Origin of the sequence: Arcobacter sp. CECT 8989, from assembly GCF_004116715.1 — a bacterium.
In the GTDB taxonomy this organism is placed as follows: Bacteria; Campylobacterota; Campylobacteria; order Campylobacterales; family Arcobacteraceae; genus Halarcobacter.
The window spans coordinates 19859-46844 of the sequence record NZ_PDKE01000016.1; the positions used below are offsets into that span (position 1 = coordinate 19859).

Here is a 26986-nt window from a genome sequence, read left to right on the forward strand (position 1 = left end):
GCACAGTCCTCACACAATGACCTTTCCTAAATGATGCACCCAGAGGAAAAGGAGAAAAAGAGAAAAGGAAAAAAGGGGGAGGGGAGCGATTTGTATTGAAAGGGCTTAGTGTATGATGGTTCATTAGTATATAGATGAGGTTTGTGCAATGGTTAGATTACTTAATAGTATTTGACACAATATTGTTAAATTGTTATAATGTATATTATCAAAAGGATATAAAATGTCTAATGAAAGAATAGGGTATAAAGAAGTAAAAAAGCAAACTGATGATTTAAAAGAAATGACAATTAAAATCTTAGAGTCAGCAGATGATGTTTCTTTTCTTAGATGGATAAATGCAGATATCTATTTAATTGGTGATGATACATACAAAGAACTTCTTTATATCAAAAATAGTGCAATCATATTAAATGAAAAGAGAGCTAAAAAAATTGCTAAACCTCTTTTTGACATTATGAAGCTTATAAATGAAGATTATCCATGCATTGATTACAAGTTGACTACTAAAGAGAAATATGTCTACATTAGTTCAAAAGAGAATGTCCATAAAAGAGTTAGTAGTTCTTTTCCTGTATGGATAAACGAAAAAAGGTTAACTGTTACTCAATTATTAGAAGAGGGTAATTATTCAGAGAGCTTTATTAGTGAAGTTACAGAAAAAACAGAGAATGAAATTAAAGCTAGGTCTGATCTATTTAACTTTGTTATAGAGAACTTAGAAAAGTTCAACAGTTCTTATACAACAAAGAAAGTACAAAAGATAAAACCTACTATATATTTTCATACTACAGAGAAAACAGGTATTCAAGAACACTTAAGAGAACAAGTTCCAAATATCTTATGGTATAAACCTGCTATAGTTGATTTTGAGGGTAGAAAAGATAAAAAGGTAGACAAAGTAGTTAAAGAAGGTTTTGAAGTGTTTAAAGGCTTCTTTGTTAGTCCTAAAGATGGTTTTAAAAATGAGTGGAATGAATTTTTAAAATATGCAAATAAAATTCACAAATATAGTTTTAAAGATTTTTAATAAAAAGGATTCATTATGTTAAGAGCAATGCTTTATTTATTTGGGTTTGGAAGATTTATGTTTTTAATTAGAATTATCTCAATGTTGTTTAGAAGAAGATAATGGTTAATTTTAGTAACAAAGCTCATTCTGTATCTTTTACAACTAAACTAGAAAAAATAGAAGGTAGAAACAATCAAGTATACTACAGTTGTATTATATGGTTTAATGTTGTAAAAGGTTTTAATTCTGAAGATAAAATATCAATTACTCTTTCACCATTAGAACTTAGAACTTTAGGTCATGCAATAAATGAACTTTTAGTAACTGGTAGAAGCAGCTATGGTAAGTATGCAGATACCTCAGCATCAAGATATGCTAAAGACACTAATCAAAAGAAGTCTATATTTGTAAATACTAAGGATAATGTATATTATATTAACGTAAATATTAACAATAAGCCTCTTGGTATAGCTTATACTATGTTAGAGTTTAATTCTATTAAAGATGCTATTGAAAATTTAGCAAATACCATTGATAACAAGCTTTTTGAGTTAAATTCATTAGGTTTATAAAGAAAAATTTTATATAATAAGAGCTATAAATTTTAAAAAAGATTCAATTAGTTTTATTGGATTTGGAACATTTTCTACTGCAGCTAGAGCTGCTAGAACTGCAAAAGTTCCTGGTACTGACAAAACTGTTCAAGTAGCAGCTACTACAGTTGCTAAATTTAAAGTAGGTAAGGCTTTAAAAGAAGCAGTGGCGAAGTAATATGGACAAGCCGTAAGGCTCCATATTATATTTTTATCAATTATATTTAATATATACTTCTTTTAATGCATAGTTTCCATTTTGACCAATAAGATTTGATATCTCATTGCCCTCTTCTATTAAACCTTCTTTATATATTTTTTCAATTGATTCTATCAATTTAGCTGTTTGATAAAAGCTAATATCAAACTTCTTTAATAATTCAATAAGAATAATAGCTATTTTTTTAGTGTTTTCAGGAATAAAATCAAATATCTTTCTAGCTATTTCATAAGTATACTGTTTAGGGAAACTATCAATTTTTTCAATAGTCTCTAGTATTAATTTATAAGTATCATTATTAATAGTTTTTAGTTTATTCATCCAACTGAATAGTCCTATATATAGATCAGTTTCCTTTTTATCTAGCGAATTTAAAAATTCTTTCCATAATGGGATTAAATGCTTTTCAATGTCTACACTTTCATTTCTATTACTCTTAAAAAAGTCTATTATTAACTTCTTTTGTTCGGTCTTACCATCTTTAACTATATCATAAATCAAATCATTATCATGATCAGTAATAAATGCAATACAAATAAGCTCAATAACTTTTTTGTTTAAGTTATCTATTTCAAAATCCATATTTAACATAAATTCAAATGCACCAATATCTTTAATATCTGTATATATATCTAAATATACTGTAGGGTTAGATAGATAACCTTTATATAGAGAAGATCTATAGATATCACTAGACTTAATAAATAAATCCTCTAATTTATTTTCAATCCATTCTTTATCTAAATAATATATATTGGGTAAATATCTACCCATGACTTCAAAAAGATGAAATGACTTTTTAATTTCTAAATCTTCTAATATAATTTGCTTTAATTCGTTATGCCAAATTACTGCATTTGTATCATGCAACTTATCTCTTGCAACTTTTAATGAAAATACTATTATTGATGTGTAAAATTGTCCTTCATTACTATTTAAAATATCAGATTTTTTTTCATTACCAGATGAATAGTATTGAATTTTATTTCTCAAATCTTTAAATATAGTAATTATTACATTGACTTGTTCTTTATCTAGTTTTACAACCTTTTCAGTAGATGAGATTTTTCTTATAAAATCTTCAAATACTGCTACTAATTCATTGTACTTATTATCTACCTCTTTTAATGAGATAACTTTCTTTATGTATTCAATATATAAATTTAATTCTTCTTTTGTGTAACTATATATTTTTGAGTTTAATCCACTTAAAATATAATAATGATAATTTGATGGAATATTAACCAGAAAATCTAAGTTATCAATATATTTTACATAGTTTTCTTCTATATCTAATTTTATTTCTGATGCAAACCCACTTATTGTAGGATTATTAAAACTTGTACTTTCTTTTTCTTTAAATGATTTAATTTCTTTTACTAATTCACTTATTTCCATATTCGAGATTTCTTCTATTGAATAAGGACTTTTTGAGCCTCTTTCAGTAAAACCACTAAAATATGAATTAAATTCAGGATGTTCTTCATCAAAATCTAATGCATTATTATACTTTTCAAAATCTTTTTTCAATATATTATCTTCATGAGCATTTTTAAATGCATATAATATTTTTCGCTTATCTTTATTTATCAAGTTCTTATAGTTATCATATTCTTTCAAATATTCTAAATCTTGTGTTTCATTCCATTCAATGATTCGTTCAGATTCCTTAATAGAAAATTCATTTACATGATTTTTGAATAACATAAATAACTCATGATTCAATTCTGAGTTATCAATAGGATTATAGTCAATACTCCAGAATATATTTTTTAATTCTTCATATTTATAGTTAATGATATGAATAGCAAGTCTTTTATGTATATCATATCCTTCAGTCAACATTTTTTTGATATTCATTGATATTAATTGAGCATCCATAGATTCAAGTAAATCTCTAGTAAAATCTATTAATACTTTTGAAACTTTTGAAGAACTATATCTTTCTTGAGTACTTGGTTCAATACTAGGAATCAAAAATGAGTCAAAACTGAATTTCTTTATATTTATAATATTTTCGATTTTATCCAGTACTATTTTTAATACTAATTGCTGATATTCAACAGGTATTATAGATGCTATCTCTTTTGTTAATTCTTCTAACCAATAAAGCTCTACTAATGAAGTAAACTCATCATCTTTATAAGTGAAAGAGAATAATAATTCAAAATATCTAGTAATAAATTCTACATTCTTTGTTTCAAAAACTTTATCATGAAATTCACTTTTTAAATCTGCAGATATAAGTGTTTTATCATTTCTTTCAAGTATAAACTCAATAAATTCTAAATGTTTAATATTTAAATATTCTACTTTATTGTGTGCAAAGATCTTAAAAGTAATCCAATAAATATGTTCATGAAGTTCATACCCTTCTTTAATTAAATCATAGTATTCTTCAATTAAGTTATTAACAATGTCATTTAGAATTTTTGCATTTTGTTTATTTAAGTAGTTATTGCATATCTTCTCAAGATATTCGATTTCTTGCCAATAATTTATATATTGCTTACTATGAATAATTTCTGTTTCTTTTGAAGTCTTTAAACTAAATAAATTATTATCAACTAATATATTGAACCATTTAGCATGGTTTAGTTTATCGTTAGTTATAAGCTCTCTCCAGAAATACCTTTTTATTCCTGTTTGTGGAAAAAGCTTTAGAATTTCATTTAGTGAATTTTGTATTGGATTAGCCAGGTATTTGTCTACTTCATATACTATTTCATAAAAATTAGATTGCATCTGGATATCCTTGATTATCTTTTATTTCAATTTTCTTGATTTGATGAAGCCAATCTTCTAAGTTTGAATAATTTCCTTCATAATAGATTGGTTTTATATTCATGTCATTAAGCATTTTATATTGTTCTTCATCCCCTTTATCCTTTAATTTGATAAATGCAAAATGAGAATTTTCTACATTTTTACTTTGGTATCCTTTTGTATCATTTCTTACTCTATTTAGTCTTATTTTTTCAATTCTATTTTTAAAGAATTTCATAAAGTCCTTATCTTTAAAACTAAAACCCATAAAAACTAAATTCATATCTTTGATTATACTTCTAAGAAACTCTTCTAAATCTTCAGAGCCTTCCCCACCATAATTACTAGGATAAAAGTATCTATAATCATTTTCTGTTAACAAGAAGTTTTTATTCCTCTTATAACCATGAAGATAAACAATATTCTTTTTTTCAAGTAAAAGAGAAGTACTCAAGTCAGGTAAGTCTTGGGTATTAAATTCAACATTAGAAATACTATTCTCCGAATATATAAAATTAATTGTTTTAATAGCTTCTTCTAATGTTGTATCATAATTAGTTGTAACAACTGAAAAAAATTTAATCATTATTTTAATAATTGTAGATGTTGTTAACGTATTTTTTGGTTCAAATTGATTAACTAAAAAACTTTTGTATTTATCTTCATTATTGATCTCATCTTTTATAATTGAAGCAGTTTTTGGATAGCCTAATTCTTTAATCATCTTTTCTAATGACTCTTTATTGTTGTACTTCTTAGTTAACTTACCTAAATCAACAAGTAAATTTACCCAGTTACTTATTCCTGTAGGAGTAGATATTCCAGATCCTAAAAAAGGTAATAATTTTTTATCATTATTGTTATAGTGTTCTAAAAGAATTTCAAAGTTTTTTTCAGAGATTTTTTTAAAATCTTGTGCTATCATAAATACCTATCATCAATTATTTAACCTAAAAATTGTTTAATTTATTTTATTATATTTTATCTATTTAGAGCTAAAATAATAATAATAAATTTATCAATAAATACTTTTAAGATATTTTAATTATGTTATAATTTATTATGAATATAGATAATTTTATTAATCAGATGTCTAAAAAAACTTCATCACATAGAGCTATGACTGTAAAACAAATGAAAAACTTTTTAGGAAGAGTTTCATTTACAAAAAGCTTATATTTGATGCTATTAAGATTCGATGCATTAAATTGTAAATGGATTAAAGACTCATATGATTATAATGCTAGGTATGATAGTCCTTTTCCTAAAGAATCATTATTCTCATTAAAAATTTTTATTCCATATATTGCAGAGAAGATTGTTGTACAATCAAACCCTAATCTAAAAATAAATCATAAATATAATGAAAGATATATACTTAATCACTTATATAATTCTACAATTGAGTCTGGTAATTTTAATGTAAAGGATAAAGAGTTTATTAATAAATTTATGTTCTTTTATGCCTATGAGCAATTTTCAGTTCAAGAAACAGCAAATTATCAACTTGAAGTATTGAGACTTTTAACATTATATAAAGACTATCCTGAAGTAAATCAATTTTGTGTAGATGAAATAGGTATTAGTTTAGAAGAGTTATGTATTTGTACTATACTATTCTTTATACACTTTATTAAGTATGATAAAGTAGCAATTGCATATCCTCTTAAAAATTTTCATGAATATACCAATAATATAAATGGTATTACAAAAGAGAAAGTAGATAAATTTTTAGACTTTATTCTTATTGATGAAAAAGAGTTTAAAAACAAATATAACTTCTTAAGAAAAAAATCTCCTGAAAAGAATAATGACTTTATTTCATTCGATAAGTTACAGACAATTGATAGGTTTTTACCTAAAGTAAGTTTTCACTATCCATTTATTACAGATAAAAACAAAGAGTATATTTTTTTGATATCATATAGCTCTTTTTTAGAAAGTAGCAAATTAGAACGACTTTATATGTATTTTTATGAGAATACAAAAATAAAAGAGTTTCGTTCAAGAATACATGGTCCTGCATTAGAAAGATATATTAGAGACTTTGCAAAGAAACATACTACTGCAGCTGATATATATGGGGATGAGATATATTATCCATTAAAAGAAGATGGAAAACCAAACAAAAAAAAGAAACTAGATGCTCCAGATGTAATCATTGAGTTTGAAAACTTTGTAATATTTGTTGAATGTAAATCTAAACCTTTTAATATATTAGAGGCTTTAAAGAATTATGATACCTATGATTTCTCAAGACTGATAAAAGATATAGATAAATCTCTTGAGAATATTAATAACTATCTAACATATAAACAAAATTACAATGGTAAAAAGATTTATAAATTCATTGCATACTTCTTTAATCATCCTATGTTATTAGACAGTACCTTATATAAATTAAAAGGTTTTGATAACAGTTGTCCAGAAGAAATTATTTTAACTAACATTCATGCACTTGAAGAATTCTTCAATATTAAATCAAGTTCATTAGATAAAGTTATTGAACATTTTTATACTTCTCATAAAAAAGATAACCTGGCATTTGGGAAATTTATAAGAACAAATTATTATGATGAGGTTGACTCTAAAATAGTGAACCAAGAGTTTCAAGATTTCATAAAAAATACTTTAAATAAAACAGTATCAATTAATACGGAAAATTCTTTTGTTCAAAAATGATTTTACTAAACTAACTGTAAAGTATTTAATATAAAAACCTTTTTTTGAAGCTTTTTATATTTTAATACGGAAAATACTATATTTTCCGTATTAATATTGTCATTCCTTGATTTTTTTGTTATAATTTCTGGAATTTATCAAATTCATTGAATAAGGTAGACTTTTGAGAAATAATTTACTAGAGTTAACAAGAATAAAAAACTGTAGTGTCAAAAATATAAAAGAAGAAGCTGCTCTTGTTGCAGTTCACAATTTATTAGGTCAATATATAAATGCAATTGAAAAAGGAATTGATAAACCTTTAATTTCTAATCCAGATCAAAGTGATGAAAAGTACATTTTAGAATTAACTAAAGATATTCATTCCTATTTATCTGAAGAAATTTTATCTGCACATATTATAGACAATATAATGTTATCAGCAAATAAAGATGCAGCTTGGCAAAGAAAAGTAAGTCTAATTGAGCCTATAGCTTACTTCTATGATATTCTTACAAGAACTTACTTATCAAAAACTTATATCCTAAAAAAAGACAAAGATGGTAATCAATTTTGGATGCCTGAATTATTAGCTTTTTCAATAATTTGTGATTTAAAAGAAGAAAATTATAACTTTAATAAGTTTGAATATATTCAAAATTTAGAATTATCTAAAGTTATGGATATCTACAACAACTTATCTATTAAAATATCAAGAGCATCTAAAAATGAGGATGAAAGCTTTTTTAAACTTCAAAAGAATAGCCCTATTAAAGCCATTCAAGAGATCTCTTTATTTATGGTGAATAAACTTATAGATACTAAATATAAAGTACCAAGTGTAAGTAAAAATATGAAAAAAAGGAATAAAAAGAATGGTAGAAAACGAAAATAATTTAGGTTCTTTCATATTTGATGATGATTTAATAGAGTTTGAACCTTTTGCAAATTTTGAACTAAATTTCTATCATTGGTTCAAGCCATACATGAGAAATGTATTCTCTACCCAAAGTAGAAGAAAAATAATTAATCTTGAATTACACAAACAATTGATAAAAGAATTTAATAAAGCAAGTGATAATGATGAAATGAGAGAAGTCATAAATGCAATGGGTAGGAATGGTTTTAAAGGACCAAAAAGTTATTTCAATCCAAATATAAAATTTTATGATTTCTTGATTGCTAATAATATTCAAAGTATTACAAACATTAAGAATAATACTATTAAATATTTTCTAGTTAATGAATTAGAATCTTACAGCTCTACATACAAAAAAGATATTTTGGTAGCTATAAAAAACTTTTTACAGTTCATTGAATCAAAGAATTATATAAAAAATGGTGATTCACATTTCTTTAAACTTGATAGAACACTAGTTAAATCTATTCAAAAAGAAAGAAAGCCACTTGCATATTTAAAGCCAGATAGTGAGTTTGATTTATTCCTTAGTACAATAGATAAAATAAATTGGAAAAGAAACAGTAAACATAGAAACAGAGTGATGTTAAAGATACTATTAATTACAGGTATAAGAGTTAGTGAGCTAACTGATATTAAAAAGAGTGATTTTAAGGAAAGTGGGAATTCATATGAGATAGCAATTATTGGAAAAGGAAATAAAAAAAGATATGTTTATATTGCAAAAAATATAATAGAAAGTGATTTGAATAATCTTGTATTGATTGATACAGAATATCTTTTTACTACTAGAACTGGAAAAAAATTAAATGATAGATATCTTAATACAATAATTGAAAATGTACTACAAGAGGCTAATATTCCTAAAAAGGAAAAAAATGGTCCACATATGCTTAGACATTCATGTGCTACTTGGCTTAATGTAGTTGCAGGTTATGATATTTCAAAATTACAAGCTTATTTAGCTCATGAAGATATTTCAACTACAAAAAAATATGTTCACTTAAATGAAAAAGTTGTAAAAGATATGAGTGAGAGAGTAAATATAATTTTAGGATCTAAACTATAATAGCAAATCTAATTCTAATATTCTTTTTTTCTCTTTGTTTGATATAATATAAATAAGGAATTATAATGTTTACAATTGAAACCATTACACTCATTATTTTAGCAATAGCAATTTTCTTGTCAATAGGAAAATATGATTCTAGTAACTCTTAATTAATTTTTATGATAATTTGTAACTAGAAGTATTATAAACCTTTTTTTCCATATTAAAGTATTATAAGCTATTATTTTATTCTTTAGATCCTTCATATAAAGATATTTACCTAAGAACAATAGCATTCCAAAATATAGAATTGAAGTTATTATAAAAGATTATGCCAAAAGATATGGAGGAAAGCTCCACATCTTAAAGTTTATATTTACCTAAAGAACTTTCTGGATCGTATCTTTCTTCTTCTTTTAAATACTGTAGTACTTCTTTTGCATCATAAGTTAAAACATTTTCTGGTCTTTCCTTGTAACTTTCAATCACTAATTCAACAACTCTTGGCTTGTAATGTAATTGACAAGGATCTGTATTAAAACTTAATACATTTGCAGTATTAATTTCACATTTTTCAAAATATTCTTTTGCTGTGTTGATTAAAGAACCATCAAAATTAGATAATTTAGGAGGATAAGCTATTGCAAAATAATTTCGATTTCTTTTTAATGTTGCTTCTGCTGCAACTTGTAATCCTGCTGCAGTTGAATTATTATATTGTGGAATTGTAAACATACTACTTTCTCCAATACCTGTTATATTAATTAAGGCATACTCTTTAGTTAAAGTACAATAAGAGTTACTAACTCTATACTTATTTGCATGAACGGTACATTTATTCATATCTTTAGGTACATAATAAGCATGTCCATGCTTGGAACCACAACCTGCAAATAAAAATACCAATAACATTGGTAAAGTAATTAATAATAATCTATTTTTCATAACTATCCTTGTCTATTAAAATATATTTGAAATTTGTTTTGAAGAGATATCTTCAAGAGCAGTAAATGCCTCTTTTTTATCTAGGTTCATTTGAATAACTTCAGTAAATACTTTTGTGGTATGAACTTTATCTTTGTTCTCAACCTTTACTGCAAATATACCTCTGTATGTTTCATCTTCTAAAGCTTTTCCTGCAATACCCGAACCTAATGCCATAACTAAACCAACACCAAGGGCATCACTACCACTTCCTGTTGCTGAATATTTAAGTGCAGTACCAGTTAACCCATAACCTAATGCTGATTGTAAAGCAAAAGCCTCTTTTATGTTATTTACAAATAATACATCTACAAAAAGTTTAATTGATGAATCTGCTGATTCATTTACAATTGAATAACCTTTTTGTTTTAAAAGTGTTGATAGTTTATCTTTTAGATTAATATTATCTCCACCACCTTTTTCAATATTATTTACTTGTAGATAAATAGAAGAATTTTTCATTTCACTTTTATCTAATTGTATAGGCTTTGTAAGTTTTGCTTGTTTTTGCATTTCCATAGTTGCACAACCTGTAAATAAAAAAGTGATACAACATATAAGTAGTAATTTAACTTTTATCATTTAATTCCTTCTTCTAAATATATCTTTTTCTAACTCGTTTTTTTACAATAGGATAATTTCTTGAAACTTTAAATCCAAGTAAAAATAATACTCCACTAATTCCAAACATCAATCCATAATCGGTTAACCAACCACCACCAAAAAAATAATTAAGCCCAGAGATTATTAGTTTAGAAATAATAACACCACCATCAGTATTAAGTGCAATAATTCCTAATAACAAAAACCCTTGTGCATACATAAGTAATCCTATTCCAAAAGAATCTTGTGTTAAATACTTTGAAATCAATTTCTTTACATAAAATCCATAAAGTAAAGCAGGAACAAACCAAGCTAATATATATAAAAGTTTTGGCGCATTATTAAGAACTCCTATTTTCATTAAAGCTAAAAACCCTAAGTCTCCAGCTACAGCAACTGGAATAGATAAAATTAATGCCCACATAATCATACCAGCTATAATCATATCTCCAAGGCTACTACTATCATCACTCATAATTATCCTTCAAATATAAAGATTTTTATTATATAAAAATTATTCTTACACTTAAATTATACATATATGTATTATCTCATTTTTATCTATTGGTATAAAATTCTTAATAAATTATACATATAAGTAAAAGGTAATTATTGTTTGATTTTACAGAAGATGAAATTTATGAATTTCATAATAAAGTTTCTTTGAAAGTTAGAGAACTACGAAAAGAAAAAAATTTATCACAACTAGATTTAGCGTTAGAGTTAGGACTAAAAAACTCAAGTTTTATATCTCATGCAGAAAATCCTAAAATAAGTACACATCATTTTTCAATAGAGCACCTTTACAAAATTAGTAAAATTTTAAATATTGAACTTTCTGATATTTTAAAATAACTGAGAGAATAGTCCTTTTATTAAATATTCTATGTTAAGATTATAAAAAGGAAAAATATGGATCCTAATACACAATTTAATATAGTTATAGGAATTGTTGCACTTTTTGGAATATTACTTGTAATAGGAAAAAAAGAATCTGAAAAAAGAGAAAAATTAAATAGTGACAAGATATCTACTTAGATATAGATAGAAAAGATGAAGGTTTAGTAAAACAGTTCACCTAAAAATATCTATACTAAGATGTTCAATGACAATTCTATCAAAAAGTTTTATTCTTGTAAAGAGTATTAAAATAGTTTATTTAAAAAAATTATGATTTTTCTATTTCTTTTTTCATTTGAAAGTGAAAAAGCAAAGAAAAGTCCACTAATAAATAAAAACAATCCCATAAAAAATGCATTTTTATCATCAATATTAAAAAGAATTGCTGAGGGAACTATTAAAAATACAAAGATAATAGTATATTTATTTAAGTATTTCAATTTATTTTCTATTGGTTTTTTTATTTTGTTTTAAATATTCATTGTGGCCTAAAGTATATGTTATACCAATAAATGCAAGAATTAACATTGGAATAAATGTAATAAATGAGTCCATGATCAAACCTTTTCTATTATTATTTTTTAAGTACTTATTTCTCTTATCAAAATGCAATAGATGCAAATAAAATTTTTGTTAATATTTATAGCATTATTCATTCTATCAATACTTATTTTTCACTAAATATTTCAAAACTCATATTATAATACTAGCTTATTTTCTAAATTAACTTAATAAATTATACAATTTTACAAAATAATATACAAAAAAATTTTTGCTATAATCAAGATAGATATAAAGATATACAAATTTTTTAATAAAATGGAGATTAAAATGACAAATGAAACTGTAGCAATTATAATGATGCTTGAATCATTGGTTTAATGATTGGTTTCATAAAAAAACTAAATAAATAAACCCATTCTTACTTAAAAACATTCACATTAATTAAAAAATCTAATTACTTTATCAGTCCAATACATATACTTTACAAGTCTTTAATAATTCGCTAAAATTACATTGAACATCTAAGGATAGATATTTTTAGGCGAACTGTTTTACTAAACCTTCCTCTTTTCTGTCTATTCCTTAGTAATTAACTATTTTTATCCATATCTTTTAATAGTACCATTCTCATCCAAGCTGATGTAGTAATTTTTATACCTATCTCTTTTGACATATTTAAAGCTTGTTTTTCTATCCACTCTTTTTCTTTTTGGTTAAGAGCAATTGGTATTGCAACATTTCTAACCTCATCATTTGCTTTTTTAGGTCTTCCTGATGGCTTTTTAGTTTTGATTTTTTTATTATCTAATACATTTTCATTAGTTTGTATTTTTGCAGAATTTTGTTTTAACTTATCACCATAACCCATTTTACAACTCCAATGACTTATTTAATAACTTCATATCTTCTATTGCATTTCTATAAATATGACGTTTAAATCTATTTGTACCTGCTTTATCTTCAATATATTCACAATCAAATAAGTTATTTGACTTTACTATAGAAGATGATTCAAATAAAATCATACATAAAAGTACAAGTAAAAAAACAGGTATTAATAATATTGTTTTTATACAACAGGTAAACTCTAAAATGAAAGAAATACTTGGAGAAGGATTCACTTCACATTCATTTAGACAAGGCTTAATTACTGAAATGGGAAGTAAATCTATTAATATAAAGATTATCTCGAATTTTATTGGTCATAAAAATGTTAGCACAACACTTGGATATATAAAACCAACTGATAATCAAATAAAAAATTCTTTGGTTAGATAAAATTACTGCAAAAAAATTTAATCTCTAAGAAAGCTATTATCTAAAAATTTTCATGGGTTTTAGTAAGAGTTTTTCATTATAGATGCTTGTGAAGGTAATGAAACATCAGGCAATGTTTGTAGAAATTTGGTGTTGATTATGTTGCAATTATTGTAAATATAGTTGGTTGGATAATCAAGGGAACACTAATAATAGAAGGTTTATTATTGCAAGTAGCAACAGTTTTTTTTGATTTTTTGTTTTAATTATAGGTATAATTTACTTACATTTAAAAGTGAAACAACTATTAAAAAAACTGGAGGTTACAAATGACTGAGTATATATTAGCTGTTACAATGTTTTCTGTAGCTGTATTAGTTATTTTCTTAATTAAAGATTTAAATAAAAAATCTCAAAAACACTCACATAAGCATAAATAATCATGTTAGTACAACACAAAGATGCATTAGTTAGATAGTCACAATATACTACTATTATTGAGCCGATTCATAGACAGTTTAAAAAGCTTATTAAAACCAAAAGTGCTTTTTCTAAAACTCAGGCTTCTATATATAGCTATTCAGAAGTCTTCTAAAAAATGAACAATGCCAATTTAGAATTAGTCTTTAACTATTTTACAGTTAGCAATATTATTTGAAAGTAGATTAGATGAATCTTTAAACTTGTAAGCCTCCCCTTAATTAGGACAGCTTAAATCAGAATAATTAGCTTTTAAATTGTACTGTTCTAAATATTCAATTGGACTTAATTTATTTAAAACTGTATGTGGTCTATTATGATTATAATCATCAATCCACTCTTTAGCCATATCTCTAACTTCATTTAGTGAGCTAAAGATGTAAGCATTAAAAAACTCTCTTCTCATAGATCCATTAAATCTTTCTACTCTTGAATTTTGCATAGGACGACCTGGTTGAATAAACTTTAGCTCAATATTATGAATATAACAATAAGATTCAAGCTTATGAGATATAAATTCTGGACCATTATCTACTCTTATTGACTTTGGTAATTGCCCTTTGCAGTGCTTGTATAACTTTATTTGAAGGAAGTGAATTTGATACTTCAAACTCTATAAGCTCTCTATTAAATTCATCCATAATATTTAATATTCTATATCTTCTTCCACCATAAAGTGTATCGGACATAAAATCCATAGCCCATTGTTCATTTGGAGAGCATAGATATTGTAATGGCTGTTTTATTCTTGTAGGTATCCTTTTTTTAGTTCTTCTTTTTATATTCAATCCAAGGGCTTTATAAACTCTTTTATGATTCCATTTATATCCAAGTTTACGAATCCTATGATACAGCAAGAAAAAACCATTTCTAGGATATTTATCAACTAGATTATTTAAAACATCAATTAGCTCTGTGTCATCTTTTACTTTAGGTTCATAGTAATATGTTGATTTACTAAGTCCTACATATTTACAAGCCTTTGAGATACTAAACTTAAACTTATCACATATATATTTTACTAAGGCTTTATAATCTGCAGGACTTACAGCTTTTTTTCGATTGCATCTTTTAAAGCTTCATTGGCTAATGCCATCTCTGCATACATCTTTTTTAACTTTGCATTCTCTTTTTCAAGTTCTCTTAGCTTTTTTAAATCAGTTTGTTGTATACCACTATATTTTGTTTCCATTTATAGTATGTATCTCTACTCACACCTTTAGCTCTTAATGTTTCAACTACTGGTGTACCATCTTCTATCTCTCTTAAGATTTCAATTATTTGTTTCTCTGTAAATTTACTCTTTCTCATTTACAATTCTCCTAAATAAATTTTAGCAGAATTATTCTGTTTTATTTAGTCCAATATTTGGGGAGGCTTACAAGTTGTTCAAAAAGTCCTAAGAGTTTGAGAGAATCTATAAATTATACTTCTTGAATACTTTTTGGAACAAATTATATCTCTAAATAAAGGTTATAAAGCCAGTAAATAGGATTTTCTAATTTTGTTCCAAAATTTAGAGATTTAGGAAAAGAGTATCTAGAGTTTTTTTATCCTATTTTCTATTGACGGATCAAGTTTTTAATCTTTCATTTGTTGAAAAAGAGAGTATTTATAGTTCTTAGGAACGGAAGTGAATAGAAAGAATCTTTTTTTAGGCATAGAATTAAATCTTGCAATCAAGTTTCTTTTTACAATTTGACCATCCTTTTCATTTAATTCAGAGTCTTTCTTATATTTAGAGTTTATATTAAAATGTTTTGAAATAAACTCCTCGTTAGATACAATTTCTTTAAATTTGTTAAATTCACTCTTCCCTTTTAATCCATTAAAAACACAATTATTATAAGATTCTTTTTTCCCATCAAAATATATTTTATTTTTAAATCCTATACTATCAAAATATTTTCTTATCTCATTCTCAGCATAGTCTGTATATAAACCACATAAAAATACAATCTCTTTTTGAGACAATAAAGTTTCTCTAAATATATCATATTTAGTAGTATCAATTTTATAATAATCTTGTTTTTCAGCTTCTTCTTCTAATATGTATTTAGGATTAAAATAATTTAAAATACTTCTAAAAAACTGAACAAACTTATTCGATTTAGAGTTATCTATATTTTCACACAAGTAATAGTTAGAAAATGCTTTAATTATTTGACTACCTGAAATACTAACATCAAATAAAAGAACAAGTTTTTTTGAATTTCTTTTTAATAATGCTTTTGGAAAATCCTTAAGGTCTGTTTTTCTCCATAAGTCAGGTTCTTCTGTTTTAAAATTCACTAACCTATGTGTTCCGTTATTATCGATTGGATTCTTTAATGTAGTAATTAAATAGCTTTTATTTTTATATTGTAATATTTTAGATACGAAATCAGTACTATCCTTTTTAGATATAAATTTATGATTTGCAATAATATGTAATATAGCTAATATTTCATCTTCATTATTAAAGATTTTAAGCCATTGAAATAAATGGTGTCTAATTGAATCAATCCCATCAAATTTTTCATTATAATGGTAATGATTATCCAAAACTTTTACTGCATTATCAAAATCTGGGTAGTGTCTTAATTCATTTAAACTTTTAAAAGGTTTGAATAGATAATCAAATTTATTAGAATTAAAAAGACTATTCCTATCTTTTATAATTTCAAAAGTCCTTCGAATTATTGGAGATATTATAACAATATTATAAACATCTTCCTTTAGTGTATGATAAGTAAGATTATTCTTAATAATATCTAGTTTATCTGGAGTTAATTCATGGAATAATGCATTATCTTCATCCAGATAATTATATTTAATTCTATCCAAAGATAATGTTACCCCATTGATAATGACTTCAAATTCTTCATCAGTCACATTATAATCAATAGTACTTTTTTCAAAGTCTTCGATATTAGGAAGTTTCTTATCTATTTTAGTACACTCATTTGACCAAAGTATAGCAAGTTGCTCGCTATTTTCAAATGAGGAAGATATACTATTGATAAACATTTTTAAATTAATATCCTGAATAGTTCCTCTATTATCAAAAATAATGAACTTTTTATTTTCTTTATTCCTATTAAAAGATAAATAAATTTCAATAATATCATAAAAGTTTTTATCTACTTCAGTATTTTTGTAATATTGAATAATTGTATTAATTAAATATTCTTCCATCTGAAATATATTAGTAGGTATATTTAATTTTATTTTCTCAATAAAAATATTTAAATATTCAAGTTTTTCATTTGTATCAGAAAAATCGCCTTTAGGAAAGAAGTGTTCTGAGAAACTTGTAAAAATCTTTGATGTATCATTAAAAAAGAAATCTAATTGTTTACTTTGTATTAATTCTTCCATATATTTAAAGTAGTTACTTTTATTTTTAGGACTATAGCTTTTATCTGTAATAAAAAATTTATTAAATCCATCATATGCAATTAAAGGAGAGGTATTATCATTCATTATAAAAAAGTTTTCATAAAAGTGATTTATTAATATAGATTCACTATCAAAATATTTTTTAGAAAACTTATCTAAGTTTTTGTGTATTTCATTTAAATCTATTAGAAGTTCAAAAATATTTTGATAAAGTTTATCATATGGCTTTTTAAAATCTTCTATATTAAAATCAAATATAATCGTCTTATACTTCTTATCAAAAATTAGTTCTTGAGAAACCTCTTCATTTGTATAAGGTAAATCTTCAGCTAATGTCAATTCATTTTTCAATCTCACTAAAATTTTATTTTTTTTCCATAAAATTGTTATATCATTAAATATTGCATTTCTTAAACAAATATCTTTTGAAGGGTAAAAGATTGACTCACTTCCATCAAGCCACTCAAGATATTTTACATTTTTATCATTAATTAATATATTTTTTATCTCTTTTAAATCTTTGTCTTCAGAAATAGAATTGTTATTGGATATGTATATTAACTCTATTAAAGAATCAAAGTAATTTGTAAGAATACCATATGTATCAGAATCATATTTTGTTAAAATATTATGTTTTTCATCTTTGATTAAAGGCATAATAAAATTAATATTTGTTTTATTTAAAGAAATTGAGTTAAGTTTAAGTGTCCAATATGAAAGATAGTCAATATCTTTTTGACTTATAAAACTTTCCCTATTAATATTTGAGAATAAGTTTTGCCAAATTAAAACTATTCTATTTTCAAAAGATTTTAAATCTTCATTATAAAATAGAGAAGATATATATAATAATTGAATATATTTTATTGTCGTAGTTTTATTATATAAGTATGTATTTGTATCAATATGATTTTTTATTAAAGAATGAATCGTATCTACAAATATTTTTGACAATTTATATAATAAATCAGTTTCCTCATTCTCTGAAAACAGCATAATATTATATAAATAATCTAATCTATCTTTCTCATCAACACTTAACAATATTGAAGTTATTTTATCTAATACCTCAGGAGGTAATTTTTTACTAAATTCTGAAAGCATTAAATCATTATATATAGAGAAATCTTCACCAATTTTATTTAATATATAATTGTTATATAGTGTATTATCAAGTACATAAATTTCTAGAATTAAGAGCTTTTCAATTTTAGTTAATTCTAAAGTTAAATAATAGTCTAGTAATTTCTTTAAGTTTTTTAATGAATCTTGATCAGTATTTTTAAGTACTATTAGTATTCTATTTAATAATGTAATCCTTTTTAATTCTTTTAAATCATAAAGTAAATTAAAATTAATATCATTAAGTTTATATCTATCAAAATAATATTTCCAAAAAATATTAAAAAAAGAACCTCTACCCTTACTCATATTGATAATATATGCTTCTAATTCTGTTTTTTTATTTTTAATAAGTTCAACATCATCTAAATGAGTAAATAGAAAAGTTAAATTATTTTCATTTATATTTCCTTCTCTATCCTCTACTAATTCAATTAGTTTTGTTGATGCACTATGAATAGTAGACTTTGATTTAATATCTTGATTTTTTGATACTTTATCAACAAAGTATTTTGTATTATCGATATATTGAGAAAATTCTTTTATATATCCTTTTATTGTACCTTTGTATTCTTTTTTATCATTAAGAGTTAAATATTTTGTATCTAAATGACTTTTTACATAAGTATATATCTCATCTAAGAAACTCGAATCTTTTACAATAATAAATATATCATCTACATACCTAAAATAATAACCATCTCGTTGAATTTTATTTTCTATTACTTTATCCAATGAAGACAGGTATAGTTCTGCAAGATACCTTGCATAAGCAGGTCCTTGAGGTAAACCTTTTGATGAATTGTTATTTATCTTTTTAGTGATTTTGATTAGATTTCTAATGATATTAATATAAATATCTTTTTCAGTATCACCAATTAATTCTTTTGAATAGTTACTATTAATCTCGTGATTAAGCTCTATCTGAAGTTTTTCTAAATCAACTTTATCATAAAAAGATTTCAAGTCAATTTTTAAAATTTGATATTCTTGAAAATCTTCTGAGTATATTATTGTTTTAAGTTCACTAATATAGATATTCCATTGCTTAAACCAATTTTCAAATATTTCATGATTTCTAAATGATGGGTTAAATCTATAGCCGTAGCTTCTTGACGATGAGTTTTTATAAAAAATAGAGTCAAGTACTTTTATTGAAAATGTTGTAATTACTTTATCTTTTGCGCTTAAAGAGTACAACCTTCTTATTTTGTCTTGCTCTTCTCTATTAAATTTATAAGTATCATCAAATTTATAATCATCAGTTAGAAAAGATTCTATCTCCTGAGAAATTAAATGATATTGAGATTTATACAAACTATTAATAATATGGAATAATGCAACTTCATCGTTTCTTTTAGTATATTTAATCTGAGATTTTACAATAGTCCTAAATAAATCTTCATCAATCTCAAATACATTTTTATTTAAGTAATTAAAATTGTCTAAATGTTGAAGTGGTGTTTGTTCTATATTATCACAAGAACATTCTTTATTATATTCATTTCGAAAAAAATCACAAGTTGGAGGGCATAATCTATTAGAAAATTTTAATCTCTGTTTTATGATAGTTTCATTTGCTCTTTCCCTTGACATAAAATATTTATGCAATAGAGTTTTTCCTAAGGGCTTATCTGATAGTTTCAACTGTCCCAGCAATCCTACTATTACTCTAGCTTCTTTTTCTGATGGCCTTGATTTTGAAAATATATTATTTAAATGCTCACATTGTGTTAGCTTTTGTATGATTTCATCTAGTTTTATATTATCAAAGTATATATCCTTTGAATCTAAATAGTTTATTTTTAACTTTTCCTCTTCCATAGATTCTTGAGTTATACCTAATTTAGAGAATAAAGTATCTTTGTTTTGTTTTACATATGTAGATAATATATTATGTTGTTCTTCTAGAAAGCCATCAGTAAATTCATTTATATTCAATTTTTCAATATCAAAGTTATCTAGATTTTTTAATAATAAGGAATACTTTAATGATTTTTGATGGAATGATAAAGGAATCTTTACACCTATTCCTTTGTCAGTTTTTGTTTTAGATAATATTGTTTTTGGATATTTATCAAGTGAAAACAATTTACTGTCTAATTCTAAATTTGAGTTTGTTAATATACTTTTAAAAATTAAAAAACCTTCTTGTCTCGTAATAAACTCGTCAAAAACTATCCATAAGTGAATACCTCTATTACCTGAGTATTCTAATAAATATTCAATCTTATTTTGTTCTAAGTAGCTAATTAGTTTGGAAAGTTGTTGAATTAATTGTGTATATAATTTTTTTTTATTTTTTTGATAATCTTCACTTTCATGAATTTCTTTATTAATATCAAAATCAAAGCATATCCATTTTATAAAATTAAAATCTTCCTGATAACATAAAAAGCTTTCTTTATTTTGCAATATCCTATTTATGGTATATTCATTAATACAACCTCGTTCTGCAACATAGTATCCAAATTTTTGAATAGCAAAATATCTTCTATTAATTACAAAGGTATCAAATAGTTGGTTAGAAATTTTATTAATTAATTCTTTATTATTCATTAGTTACTCTTTAATTTCTATATCATTAAGGGATTAATAGAATTAATAAATATATGCTATAAGTACATTTTATATTACTATTATGATAATGTTTGATATTATACAAAAAGTTTCTTGTTTTAAAAGTTATATTTTAAGAGTTCTGATCTGTCAACAGAAAATAAGACACAAAAAATGATAGATAAATTGTCCCAAAGGTGAGTTATAAGAATATTTATAGACTGTTCAACAACCTGTACTTATTGAACATGATCAAAATTCCAACTCTTTTTGGAACAAGCTACTTTTTAGTAAAAACTGCTTCAAAAGTAAGAGGTTTAGTAACTTAACGCTTCACATCACTGACGGCAAAAAGCATAGCGAAGCACGAGCGGCACTTTTGATGTCCATGTGCATGCGATTGCTAAGTGACTACCTGATTCTATGCACTGTGACTGCTTCATCTGCATCGAAATTAATTAGCGTTGTACCGTTAATCAACAATCCATCTGATACTCCAAGCCACAATGAAGTATAAATTTCGTCTATTGAATCTACCTCGTACATGCTTCCGTCTAGCATAATCAATATAGTTCCCTTACCCTTCACTTCCGATATGTGTACTTCTTTAGCTGGTTCGCCTCGCTTCTCTGGTGATTTTAACAACTCACATTTATAGGCTTTTTTGCCAGCAATCCAGATTCTGCATCTGTTGCCACTACCGAACAACACCGCTTTTTTTCTGTAACCTAGGTAACCAAAATAAGAAGAAACTTCTACAATTGCACCATTCTCTAGTTTGATAATATCTCCAGAGTCATCATCTACTTTCGTTTGAAATGCTATTGTTCCATCTGACAATGACGCTTTTTGCTCCTCTAGTTTCTTTTTTAGCCGGATCAATTCATCCTGGGACATTCTGATGCAATTCTCACCTTGCTTTTTGTAGCCTTCGTTGCAGTACCACTGAGCTCCTTGTGCAAAAGCATTATCTGGTATTTCAAATTTAACGCATTCATCACCTTGTTTGCGATAACCATTATTGCAGTACCATTTTGAACCTGACACCCAAGCATTTTTTGGCACTCTAAATTTGATACATTCATTGCCTCGTTTTTGATAACCGTCATTGCAATACCAATTTGAGCCCGATACCCATGCATTTTCAGGGACTCTGAATTTTATACATTCATTTCCTTGCTTTCTATAGCCATCATTACAGTACCAACTATTTCCGCTCTTCCATGCATTCGCAGGAATATCTTGCGCATATGTGGTAGTTACCATGAATAACAATAAAAAAATAAAAGAGGCTGTATATCTCATTATATTCCTTTGACACCTAACTATTTATTGAATATACATTATATACAAGATAGCCTGAAAATAAATAATGACAATATAAATATATTAGGAATACAATATGGATGAAAAATTGCTACAAAGATGAGTTATAAAACAAAGTTCCTTAATCTGTTCTTTTAGGGAAAATACATGACTTTACAATCCTTCCAATATATGAGATAAATAGTAAGTTCAATACAAAGGATTTATTATGAATGTAGGTTATGCAAGAGTTTCAACTTCAAGTCAAAATCTTGAGAATCAAATTGATCAACTCAAGAGTTCAGGCTGTGAAAAGATCTTCTCAGAAAAAAGATCAGGAAAGAATGAAGCATATCGTGAACAGTTTAATATTATGATGGATTTTGTAAGAGAAGGTGATGTACTTTATATTACAAAACTTGACAGATTAGCAAGGTCTGTAATAGACCTTCATAATATTGCAAAGTTTTTAGAGAGCAAAGATGTAAATCTTAGAGTATTACATCAAAATATTGATACTACATCTCCAGCAGGTAGACTATTATTTACTATGTTAGATGCTATTGCAGAATTTGAACGTGATTTAATAAATGAACGTGTCAAAGAAGGAATTGAAGCTGCAAAGAAAAAAGGTGTTCAATTTGGTAGAAAAGCTATTCTTAGTACTAAAGAAAAGAATATCATATTCAAACAGCATGAAAAAGGAAAATCTGTTGCATTCTTACCCAAAATTTTTCATGTAGCACGTAATACTATCTATAGAGCAATCAAAGATGTAGCTAAAAAGAAGTAGTCAATTTGACTACTTCATATATGTTCAAAAATTCAAGTCTTTTTGGGAAAAGCTTTTTACTAACAAAAACTGCTCAAAAAGTAAGAGGTTGAGGAAGAGACTGTTCAGAGTTTTATGTCTGATAAACTATAGCCATATCAAACTTATTAAAAGATATTTAGATTTATTTTAATTCTTTCCAAGATATTTCTTTTTCTTTTACTGATTTAAATTTCCTTGAACGATTTATTTTTGAAAATCTTTTATAAAAACCAATACCTGTACCGGGAATAGTAATGTAAATCCATTTATATCCAGATGGAGAAATTCCAATTCTTATTCCTGGTATCCCCCAACTGAAACCTAATCCATTTTTATTTAAACTTCCTCTAAATCCCCCACCAAAGTTAAATCTTTTTATCCAATTAAACATAAGTTTTTAGTACTCTTTTGGAACATACTTCTATTGAATCTTTATTTAAAAAATATTTTTCTTCTTCTCTAATGGGATCTATCACAAGTCCCAAACTATAATCATTGTTAAAAAAATGTTTTTGTGTATATCTATCAGTTGCACTAAAAAAAGCTCCTAGATTTGGATGACTATGATACCATCCAATAACAATTGAATTGTTTTTATCATTAATTTTATTAACATCATTCCAAATATCACTATTCATACTTAAAGAAACACCAGTAGAACTGTAATTCCTACTTTCTACAGCATCTTCAATTTTTATAATTTTTATTTTATCATCATCATCAACAAAAAAATTACCAGTTAAAATACCACCTAATTCTGTTGTTAAATCTGATTTTAAATGAGTTAAAATTTTTTCATAAATATAGGTTGGGAATATTATAATTGGGTCAGATGAAGTAATCGTTTTCAAAATCTCATTTAAAGTTAACTGATTATTTAGTGTAGAATAATTTCTTCTTATGATATCAGATTCTACGTCAACCCAATTCATTTTAAATTATTCCAACTCATAGATGGCTTATTAGTTTCATTACTAGATTGTAATTTTGTAGTTGGAAATTTATTTGGAAATATCTTTATAATACTTCTATACCAGTTTAATGCTTTTACATTTGCAGGAGATGCCTCATTTAATATATCTGGTTCGAATGTTATAATTTTTATTACTCTTTTAATCAATAAATCTAAACCTTGAGTAGGTAACCATTTAGTACCAAAACAAATTCTTCCTGAATCATAAACATTAGGATGGAAAACTATTGGCTTATCAAAAGAAACTGACGGTTCAGTAAATGGATATTTAGATGATAAACTTATGGTTATTTTAGTTTTATTGCATATATCAGTTGGGTAATTAGAATTAACTACTGTTGGATAGTTTAATTCAATAACAATTGTTGATACTGGATTACCTGATTTTGATAAAATCTGAACTTTTCCATTTGTTGATTTAACTAATTCGTTTAATTTAATTAAATCTTGATTTCTTCTTTCTGAAAAACCACTCATTTTATACTCCTGCAACAAGAACAGGCTGTACTTCTAATAATGAACCATTTGAAACTTTTGCATCTTTTAAACTCTGAGCAGGTTGAATCATAGTGTTAGTATCAACAAGTGCAAGTTGATAATCAGTATCTGTTGGTAAATTCCAATTACTTACTGCATTTTCTAAGATATCACCACCTGTAAATTCTTCACTTACTTCAACTTCTGCTTTTCTAGTTTGGTCAGGTGTTCTGATAATTACTTTAATATTACTCATTCTATTTTTCTCCTTTTGAAATTATATATATATAGTCTTCTACTTCATAAGTAATAAATGTTAAATCAATAAAATTGTTGTCTTTGATTAAATGTTTAACCTCTGATATTTGAATTATATCAGAAACTTCGATATCGACACTTTGATTGTTACATTTTGGACAAATAGTTAAACTATCATCATACATCAAAGCATTTTTATAATGATAGTTTTTAAAAGATTCTTTTTCATTACAAATTTTACATTCCATATTTTTAATTATTGAATGAGATAACGTTAATGTTGTATCATCATTGTCAAATTCTAACTCAGATGTTTTATCAAAAGTTAAAAGTTTAATTTTTTTTGAATCTGTAGAGCATATAGGACAATTTTTATTTTTATCATAATAAGTTTTATTCATATCAGACGTGATAGTATCTATAAATATTTTTGTTGATTTATGGATATTATCATTATTCCCTAATCTTAAACCTAATGAAACTCCAAATGCTGCCATTGAAGATGTTATAATTGTAGTCGGTATTTTTTTTTCAATAAATGATAATTTTTTTAATCCACCACAACTATATCTTTTTTTTAATCTATCGTAAACACTATATGGTAAATTACATTCATAACATGAGCAATTACTTTCTGTTGAAAAGGGAAAAAGCTCTGTACTTTGATATCTACTATCCATCCCCATATTGATTAAATCAATTTTCATTAGAAAGCAAATTTTATTTAAATATATTCTAGCTTCAAAATTATCTACACAACAAAAAACAACATCATATTTTTGTATTTTAGCTGGTGTCAAAGATAATGTAATATCAGTTGTAAAATAGTTAATATTTACATTAGGATCTAACAGTTTTCCTTTTTCTGAAATTATTTTTGCTTTATTTTTACCAATATCATTTTCATTAAATAAGACACTTCGTGTTAAGTTATGTTCCTCTATTGTATCAAAATCATAAAGATCAATATTACCACATCCTAACAAGGCTAAATTCTTTATGGTCTCATTCCCTAACGCACCAGCTCCAACAACTAAAATGTTTAAATTTAACATATAGTCTTGATCAAACCAATCAATAATTGAATGTCTTAAATATCTATTGCTATTCATTTTTTTACTTTCTTTAATAATTTATCGTATGCATAATTTAAAATTTTACTTACATTCTCTCCATATTCTTTACTAAAAGTTGTATTTTTGTCAGGATGATAAATTTTCATTTTTTTTCTATAAGCTGCTTTAATTTCATTGATTTCAGAATTTTCGCTTATTTCAAATAATTCATAAGGAGACATATTCTTCAATTTATCAATTTGACTATTGTATTTTTTTATTTCTAAATTAGTCCATTTCATAATCAGTTAACCTTTAAAATTTGACTTTTTTCTGAAATGACAATTTCATATCCAAACTTAGGATGGTGTTTTAATAAACCTCTAACTTTAATATTCTTACCTTTTAAACTATTAATATATGTTTTTCCACCACATTTTGATATTGAACCTCTAAAGAATACAAGCTTAAATCCTCTTGTCCAAGATTTGTTTTCAAACATTACTGCAAAATCATTCCCTCTTCTAGACTCATTAACAGTGTAAACATGTCCTTCAAAAGTAATAACTCTTCCAAGATGATTTTTATAGTTATCAAGAGTGATTACATCTACGCTTGCATTTCTTGCACCAGTTTTTATACCGTTTACTGATGTTATATCTGAAGAACCACAGGACATACATTGTCTATTATTTTCAGATAAAAGTATTTCGTAACTTGAAGTATGATAATAAACTTGACAATTATTACATCTAAATAAACCTAATTTTAAATCTAGAGGAGCACCAGTAAAAGCATCATTTAAGTCTTTCAAGTCTTCTTGTTTAATTTCATTATTATTACTGGTATTTGTTTGAATATTATTTGATTCACCAAAATTGATTTTTCTAGTTGGTGTTTTTTTAGGTCTATATGCGTTAGGATTTTTTACAGTATTAGATTTAGAATTTGATTGATAAGTTGATTGAGAACTATTTGTATTTGAAGAAGATGAACCTTTTAATTTTTCATATATAAATGAAATAACAAAAATTACAGCAATTAGTATTAAAAATTCCAATATTCTCTTCTTAACTTAATTTTTTATATCAA

26 protein-coding genes and 2 pseudogenes are annotated in these 26986 nt (G+C 25.1%); 10 read left to right on the forward strand and 18 right to left on the reverse strand.

Features of this window, described 5'->3' with window-relative positions:
• Window positions 1-223: 223 nt before the first annotated feature.
• From CRV02_RS13020 to CRV02_RS13030, 3 genes and pseudogenes are all read left to right on the forward strand, one after another.
• A complete protein-coding gene (locus CRV02_RS13020; protein WP_129090694.1) occupies window positions 224-1030 on the forward strand; it encodes a hypothetical protein in 807 nt (268 codons plus the stop codon).
• Between the two features lie 101 nt (window positions 1031-1131).
• The gene (locus CRV02_RS13025; RefSeq protein WP_129090695.1) at window positions 1132-1584 is read left to right on the forward strand and encodes a hypothetical protein; all 453 of its coding nucleotides are present in this window, start codon (window positions 1132-1134) and stop codon (window positions 1582-1584) included.
• A gap of 34 nt (window positions 1585-1618) precedes the next feature.
• Window positions 1619-1783: pseudogene (locus CRV02_RS13030) on the forward strand (HU family DNA-binding protein); the annotation flags it as partial.
• Window positions 1784-1819: 36 nt separating this feature from the next.
• Here CRV02_RS13030 and CRV02_RS13035 read toward each other — a convergent pair.
• Together CRV02_RS13035 and CRV02_RS13040 are read right to left on the reverse strand one after the other, a co-directional pair.
• Entirely contained in the window at window positions 1820-4570 is a 2751-nt protein-coding gene (locus tag CRV02_RS13035; RefSeq protein ID WP_129090696.1) for a hypothetical protein, read from the reverse strand.
• Window positions 4560-5516, reverse strand: coding sequence for an SIR2 family protein (locus CRV02_RS13040; RefSeq protein ID WP_129090697.1), 957 nt, complete (start codon window positions 5514-5516; stop codon window positions 4560-4562). The genes CRV02_RS13035 and CRV02_RS13040 overlap by 11 nt, the downstream gene beginning before the upstream one ends.
• A gap of 137 nt (window positions 5517-5653) precedes the next feature.
• Between CRV02_RS13040 and CRV02_RS13045 the strand changes: the two genes are divergently transcribed.
• From CRV02_RS13045 to CRV02_RS13055, 3 genes are all read left to right on the forward strand, one after another.
• Entirely contained in the window at window positions 5654-7273 is a 1620-nt protein-coding gene (locus CRV02_RS13045; protein ID WP_129090698.1) for a hypothetical protein, read from the forward strand.
• Window positions 7274-7436: 163 nt separating this feature from the next.
• A complete protein-coding gene (locus CRV02_RS13050) occupies window positions 7437-8147 on the forward strand; it encodes a hypothetical protein (RefSeq protein ID WP_129090699.1) in 711 nt (236 codons plus the stop codon).
• Window positions 8128-9240 carry a tyrosine-type recombinase/integrase gene (locus tag CRV02_RS13055; protein ID WP_129090700.1) on the forward strand — a complete coding sequence of 371 codons (1113 nt, stop codon included), beginning with the start codon at window positions 8128-8130 and terminating at the stop codon, window positions 9238-9240. Before CRV02_RS13050 ends, CRV02_RS13055 begins: the two co-directional genes overlap by 20 nt.
• 345 nt (window positions 9241-9585) lie before the next feature.
• Here CRV02_RS13055 and CRV02_RS13060 read toward each other — a convergent pair whose 3' ends face one another.
• The 3 genes from CRV02_RS13060 to CRV02_RS13070 are packed head-to-tail and all read right to left on the reverse strand — an operon-like array spanning window position 9586 to window position 11284.
• Window positions 9586-10167 carry a hypothetical protein gene (locus tag CRV02_RS13060; RefSeq protein WP_129090701.1) on the reverse strand — a complete coding sequence of 194 codons (582 nt, stop codon included), beginning with the start codon at window positions 10165-10167 and terminating at the stop codon, window positions 9586-9588.
• Window positions 10168-10182: 15 nt separating this feature from the next.
• Window positions 10183-10788: a complement resistance protein TraT gene (gene traT, locus CRV02_RS13065; RefSeq protein ID WP_129090702.1), complete on the reverse strand. Its 606-nt coding sequence runs from the start codon at window positions 10786-10788 to the stop codon at window positions 10183-10185.
• 13 nt (window positions 10789-10801) lie between these two features.
• Window positions 10802-11284 (reverse strand): hypothetical protein, encoded by a 483-nt coding sequence (locus CRV02_RS13070; protein WP_129090703.1) that lies wholly within the window; start codon window positions 11282-11284, stop codon window positions 10802-10804.
• A 137-nt stretch (window positions 11285-11421) separates the two neighbouring features.
• Between CRV02_RS13070 and CRV02_RS13075 the strand changes: the two genes are divergently transcribed.
• Both CRV02_RS13075 and CRV02_RS15060 read left to right on the forward strand, forming a co-directional pair.
• Window positions 11422-11664, forward strand: a complete 243-nt coding sequence (locus CRV02_RS13075) for a helix-turn-helix transcriptional regulator (protein WP_129090704.1) — start codon at window positions 11422-11424, stop codon at window positions 11662-11664.
• A 57-nt stretch (window positions 11665-11721) separates the two neighbouring features.
• On the forward strand, window positions 11722-11847 hold the full coding sequence (locus tag CRV02_RS15060; protein ID WP_258239309.1) for a hypothetical protein: 126 nt from the start codon (window positions 11722-11724) through the stop codon (window positions 11845-11847).
• Between the two features lie 107 nt (window positions 11848-11954).
• Here the strand turns inward: CRV02_RS15060 and CRV02_RS13080 are convergent, their stop codons facing one another.
• The 3 genes from CRV02_RS13080 to CRV02_RS14870 all read right to left on the reverse strand — a co-directional run bounded on the left by CRV02_RS13080 (window position 11955) and on the right by CRV02_RS14870 (window position 13238).
• Complete coding sequence (locus tag CRV02_RS13080; RefSeq protein WP_129090705.1) at window positions 11955-12149, reverse strand: hypothetical protein; 195 nt, start codon at window positions 12147-12149, stop codon at window positions 11955-11957.
• Window positions 12150-12802: 653 nt separating this feature from the next.
• Window positions 12803-13081, reverse strand: coding sequence for a hypothetical protein (locus tag CRV02_RS13085; RefSeq protein ID WP_129084439.1), 279 nt, complete (start codon window positions 13079-13081; stop codon window positions 12803-12805).
• Window position 13082: 1 nt separating this feature from the next.
• The gene (locus tag CRV02_RS14870; RefSeq protein WP_164969005.1) at window positions 13083-13238 is read right to left on the reverse strand and encodes a hypothetical protein; all 156 of its coding nucleotides are present in this window, start codon (window positions 13236-13238) and stop codon (window positions 13083-13085) included.
• 67 nt (window positions 13239-13305) lie between these two features.
• On the opposite strand from CRV02_RS14870, the gene CRV02_RS13090 reads away from it, so the two are divergent.
• The gene (locus tag CRV02_RS13090) at window positions 13306-13491 is read left to right on the forward strand and encodes a tyrosine-type recombinase/integrase (RefSeq protein WP_129090706.1); all 186 of its coding nucleotides are present in this window, start codon (window positions 13306-13308) and stop codon (window positions 13489-13491) included.
• Between the two features lie 676 nt (window positions 13492-14167).
• On the opposite strand, the pseudogene CRV02_RS13095 reads toward CRV02_RS13090, so the two are convergent.
• From CRV02_RS13095 to CRV02_RS13105, 3 genes and pseudogenes are all read right to left on the reverse strand, one after another.
• Window positions 14168-15261, reverse strand: a pseudogene (locus tag CRV02_RS13095) (IS3 family transposase).
• Window positions 15262-15531: 270 nt separating this feature from the next.
• Window positions 15532-21012, reverse strand: coding sequence for an RNA-directed DNA polymerase (locus CRV02_RS13100; protein ID WP_129090707.1), 5481 nt, complete (start codon window positions 21010-21012; stop codon window positions 15532-15534).
• Between the two features lie 411 nt (window positions 21013-21423).
• A complete protein-coding gene (locus CRV02_RS13105) occupies window positions 21424-22317 on the reverse strand; it encodes a hypothetical protein (protein WP_129090708.1) in 894 nt (297 codons plus the stop codon).
• Window positions 22318-22546: 229 nt separating this feature from the next.
• Here CRV02_RS13105 and CRV02_RS13110 point away from each other — a divergent pair, with 229 nt between their 5' ends.
• A complete protein-coding gene (locus CRV02_RS13110) occupies window positions 22547-23110 on the forward strand; it encodes a recombinase family protein (protein WP_129090709.1) in 564 nt (187 codons plus the stop codon).
• Between the two features lie 163 nt (window positions 23111-23273).
• Here CRV02_RS13110 and CRV02_RS13115 read toward each other — a convergent pair whose 3' ends face one another.
• The 7 genes from CRV02_RS13115 to CRV02_RS13145 are packed head-to-tail and all read right to left on the reverse strand — an operon-like array spanning window position 23274 to window position 26954.
• Window positions 23274-23522, reverse strand: a complete 249-nt coding sequence (locus tag CRV02_RS13115; RefSeq protein ID WP_129090710.1) for a DUF4236 domain-containing protein — start codon at window positions 23520-23522, stop codon at window positions 23274-23276.
• The gene (locus CRV02_RS13120; RefSeq protein ID WP_129090711.1) at window positions 23515-24063 is read right to left on the reverse strand and encodes a Mov34/MPN/PAD-1 family protein; all 549 of its coding nucleotides are present in this window, start codon (window positions 24061-24063) and stop codon (window positions 23515-23517) included. The genes CRV02_RS13115 and CRV02_RS13120 overlap by 8 nt, the downstream gene beginning before the upstream one ends.
• On the reverse strand, window positions 24060-24581 hold the full coding sequence (locus tag CRV02_RS13125) for a ubiquitin-conjugating enzyme E2 (protein ID WP_129090712.1): 522 nt from the start codon (window positions 24579-24581) through the stop codon (window positions 24060-24062). Before CRV02_RS13125 ends, CRV02_RS13120 begins: the two co-directional genes overlap by 4 nt.
• Before the next feature lies 1 nt (window position 24582).
• Window positions 24583-24837, reverse strand: a complete 255-nt coding sequence (locus tag CRV02_RS13130; RefSeq protein WP_129090713.1) for a hypothetical protein — start codon at window positions 24835-24837, stop codon at window positions 24583-24585.
• Window position 24838: 1 nt separating this feature from the next.
• Window positions 24839-25951 (reverse strand): ThiF family adenylyltransferase, encoded by a 1113-nt coding sequence (locus CRV02_RS13135; RefSeq protein ID WP_129090714.1) that lies wholly within the window; start codon window positions 25949-25951, stop codon window positions 24839-24841.
• The gene (locus CRV02_RS13140) at window positions 25948-26196 is read right to left on the reverse strand and encodes a J domain-containing protein (RefSeq protein ID WP_129090715.1); all 249 of its coding nucleotides are present in this window, start codon (window positions 26194-26196) and stop codon (window positions 25948-25950) included. Before CRV02_RS13140 ends, CRV02_RS13135 begins: the two co-directional genes overlap by 4 nt.
• A gap of 2 nt (window positions 26197-26198) precedes the next feature.
• The gene (locus CRV02_RS13145) at window positions 26199-26954 is read right to left on the reverse strand and encodes a hypothetical protein (protein WP_129090716.1); all 756 of its coding nucleotides are present in this window, start codon (window positions 26952-26954) and stop codon (window positions 26199-26201) included.
• Window positions 26955-26986 lie beyond the last annotated feature (32 nt).

Excerpts from the sequence above, each read along its gene's own strand:
- CRV02_RS13035 (WP_129090696.1), bottom strand. The coding sequence starts at position 4,570 with ATGCAATCTAATTTTTATGAAATAGTATATGAAGTAGACAAATACCTG.
- CRV02_RS13120 (WP_129090711.1), bottom strand. The coding sequence starts at position 24,063 with ATGAATTGGGTTGACGTAGAATCTGATATCATAAGAAGAAATTATTCT.
- CRV02_RS13140 (WP_129090715.1), bottom strand. The coding sequence starts at position 26,196 with ATGAAATGGACTAATTTAGAAATAAAAAAATACAATAGTCAAATTGAT.
- CRV02_RS13020 (WP_129090694.1), top strand. The coding sequence starts at position 224 with ATGTCTAATGAAAGAATAGGGTATAAAGAAGTAAAAAAGCAAACTGAT.
- CRV02_RS13055 (WP_129090700.1), top strand. The coding sequence starts at position 8,128 with ATGGTAGAAAACGAAAATAATTTAGGTTCTTTCATATTTGATGATGAT.
- CRV02_RS13125 (WP_129090712.1), bottom strand. The coding sequence starts at position 24,581 with ATGAGTGGTTTTTCAGAAAGAAGAAATCAAGATTTAATTAAATTAAAC.
- traT (WP_129090702.1), bottom strand. The coding sequence starts at position 10,788 with ATGATAAAAGTTAAATTACTACTTATATGTTGTATCACTTTTTTATTT.
- CRV02_RS13115 (WP_129090710.1), bottom strand. The coding sequence starts at position 23,522 with ATGTTTAATTGGATAAAAAGATTTAACTTTGGTGGGGGATTTAGAGGA.
- CRV02_RS13130 (WP_129090713.1), bottom strand. The coding sequence starts at position 24,837 with ATGAGTAATATTAAAGTAATTATCAGAACACCTGACCAAACTAGAAAA.
- CRV02_RS13040 (WP_129090697.1), bottom strand. The coding sequence starts at position 5,516 with ATGATAGCACAAGATTTTAAAAAAATCTCTGAAAAAAACTTTGAAATT.
- CRV02_RS13100 (WP_129090707.1), bottom strand. The coding sequence starts at position 21,012 with ATGAATAATAAAGAATTAATTAATAAAATTTCTAACCAACTATTTGAT.
- CRV02_RS13045 (WP_129090698.1), top strand. The coding sequence starts at position 5,654 with ATGAATATAGATAATTTTATTAATCAGATGTCTAAAAAAACTTCATCA.
- CRV02_RS13105 (WP_129090708.1), bottom strand. The coding sequence starts at position 22,317 with ATGAGATATACAGCCTCTTTTATTTTTTTATTGTTATTCATGGTAACT.
- CRV02_RS15060 (WP_258239309.1), top strand. The coding sequence starts at position 11,722 with ATGGATCCTAATACACAATTTAATATAGTTATAGGAATTGTTGCACTT.
- CRV02_RS13090 (WP_129090706.1), top strand. The coding sequence starts at position 13,306 with ATGAAAGAAATACTTGGAGAAGGATTCACTTCACATTCATTTAGACAA.
- CRV02_RS13135 (WP_129090714.1), bottom strand. The coding sequence starts at position 25,951 with ATGAATAGCAATAGATATTTAAGACATTCAATTATTGATTGGTTTGAT.
- CRV02_RS13085 (WP_129084439.1), bottom strand. The coding sequence starts at position 13,081 with ATGGGTTATGGTGATAAGTTAAAACAAAATTCTGCAAAAATACAAACT.
- CRV02_RS13025 (WP_129090695.1), top strand. The coding sequence starts at position 1,132 with ATGGTTAATTTTAGTAACAAAGCTCATTCTGTATCTTTTACAACTAAA.
- CRV02_RS14870 (WP_164969005.1), bottom strand. The coding sequence starts at position 13,238 with ATGATTTTATTTGAATCATCTTCTATAGTAAAGTCAAATAACTTATTT.
- CRV02_RS13060 (WP_129090701.1), bottom strand. The coding sequence starts at position 10,167 with ATGAAAAATAGATTATTATTAATTACTTTACCAATGTTATTGGTATTT.
- CRV02_RS13070 (WP_129090703.1), bottom strand. The coding sequence starts at position 11,284 with ATGAGTGATGATAGTAGTAGCCTTGGAGATATGATTATAGCTGGTATG.
- CRV02_RS13110 (WP_129090709.1), top strand. The coding sequence starts at position 22,547 with ATGAATGTAGGTTATGCAAGAGTTTCAACTTCAAGTCAAAATCTTGAG.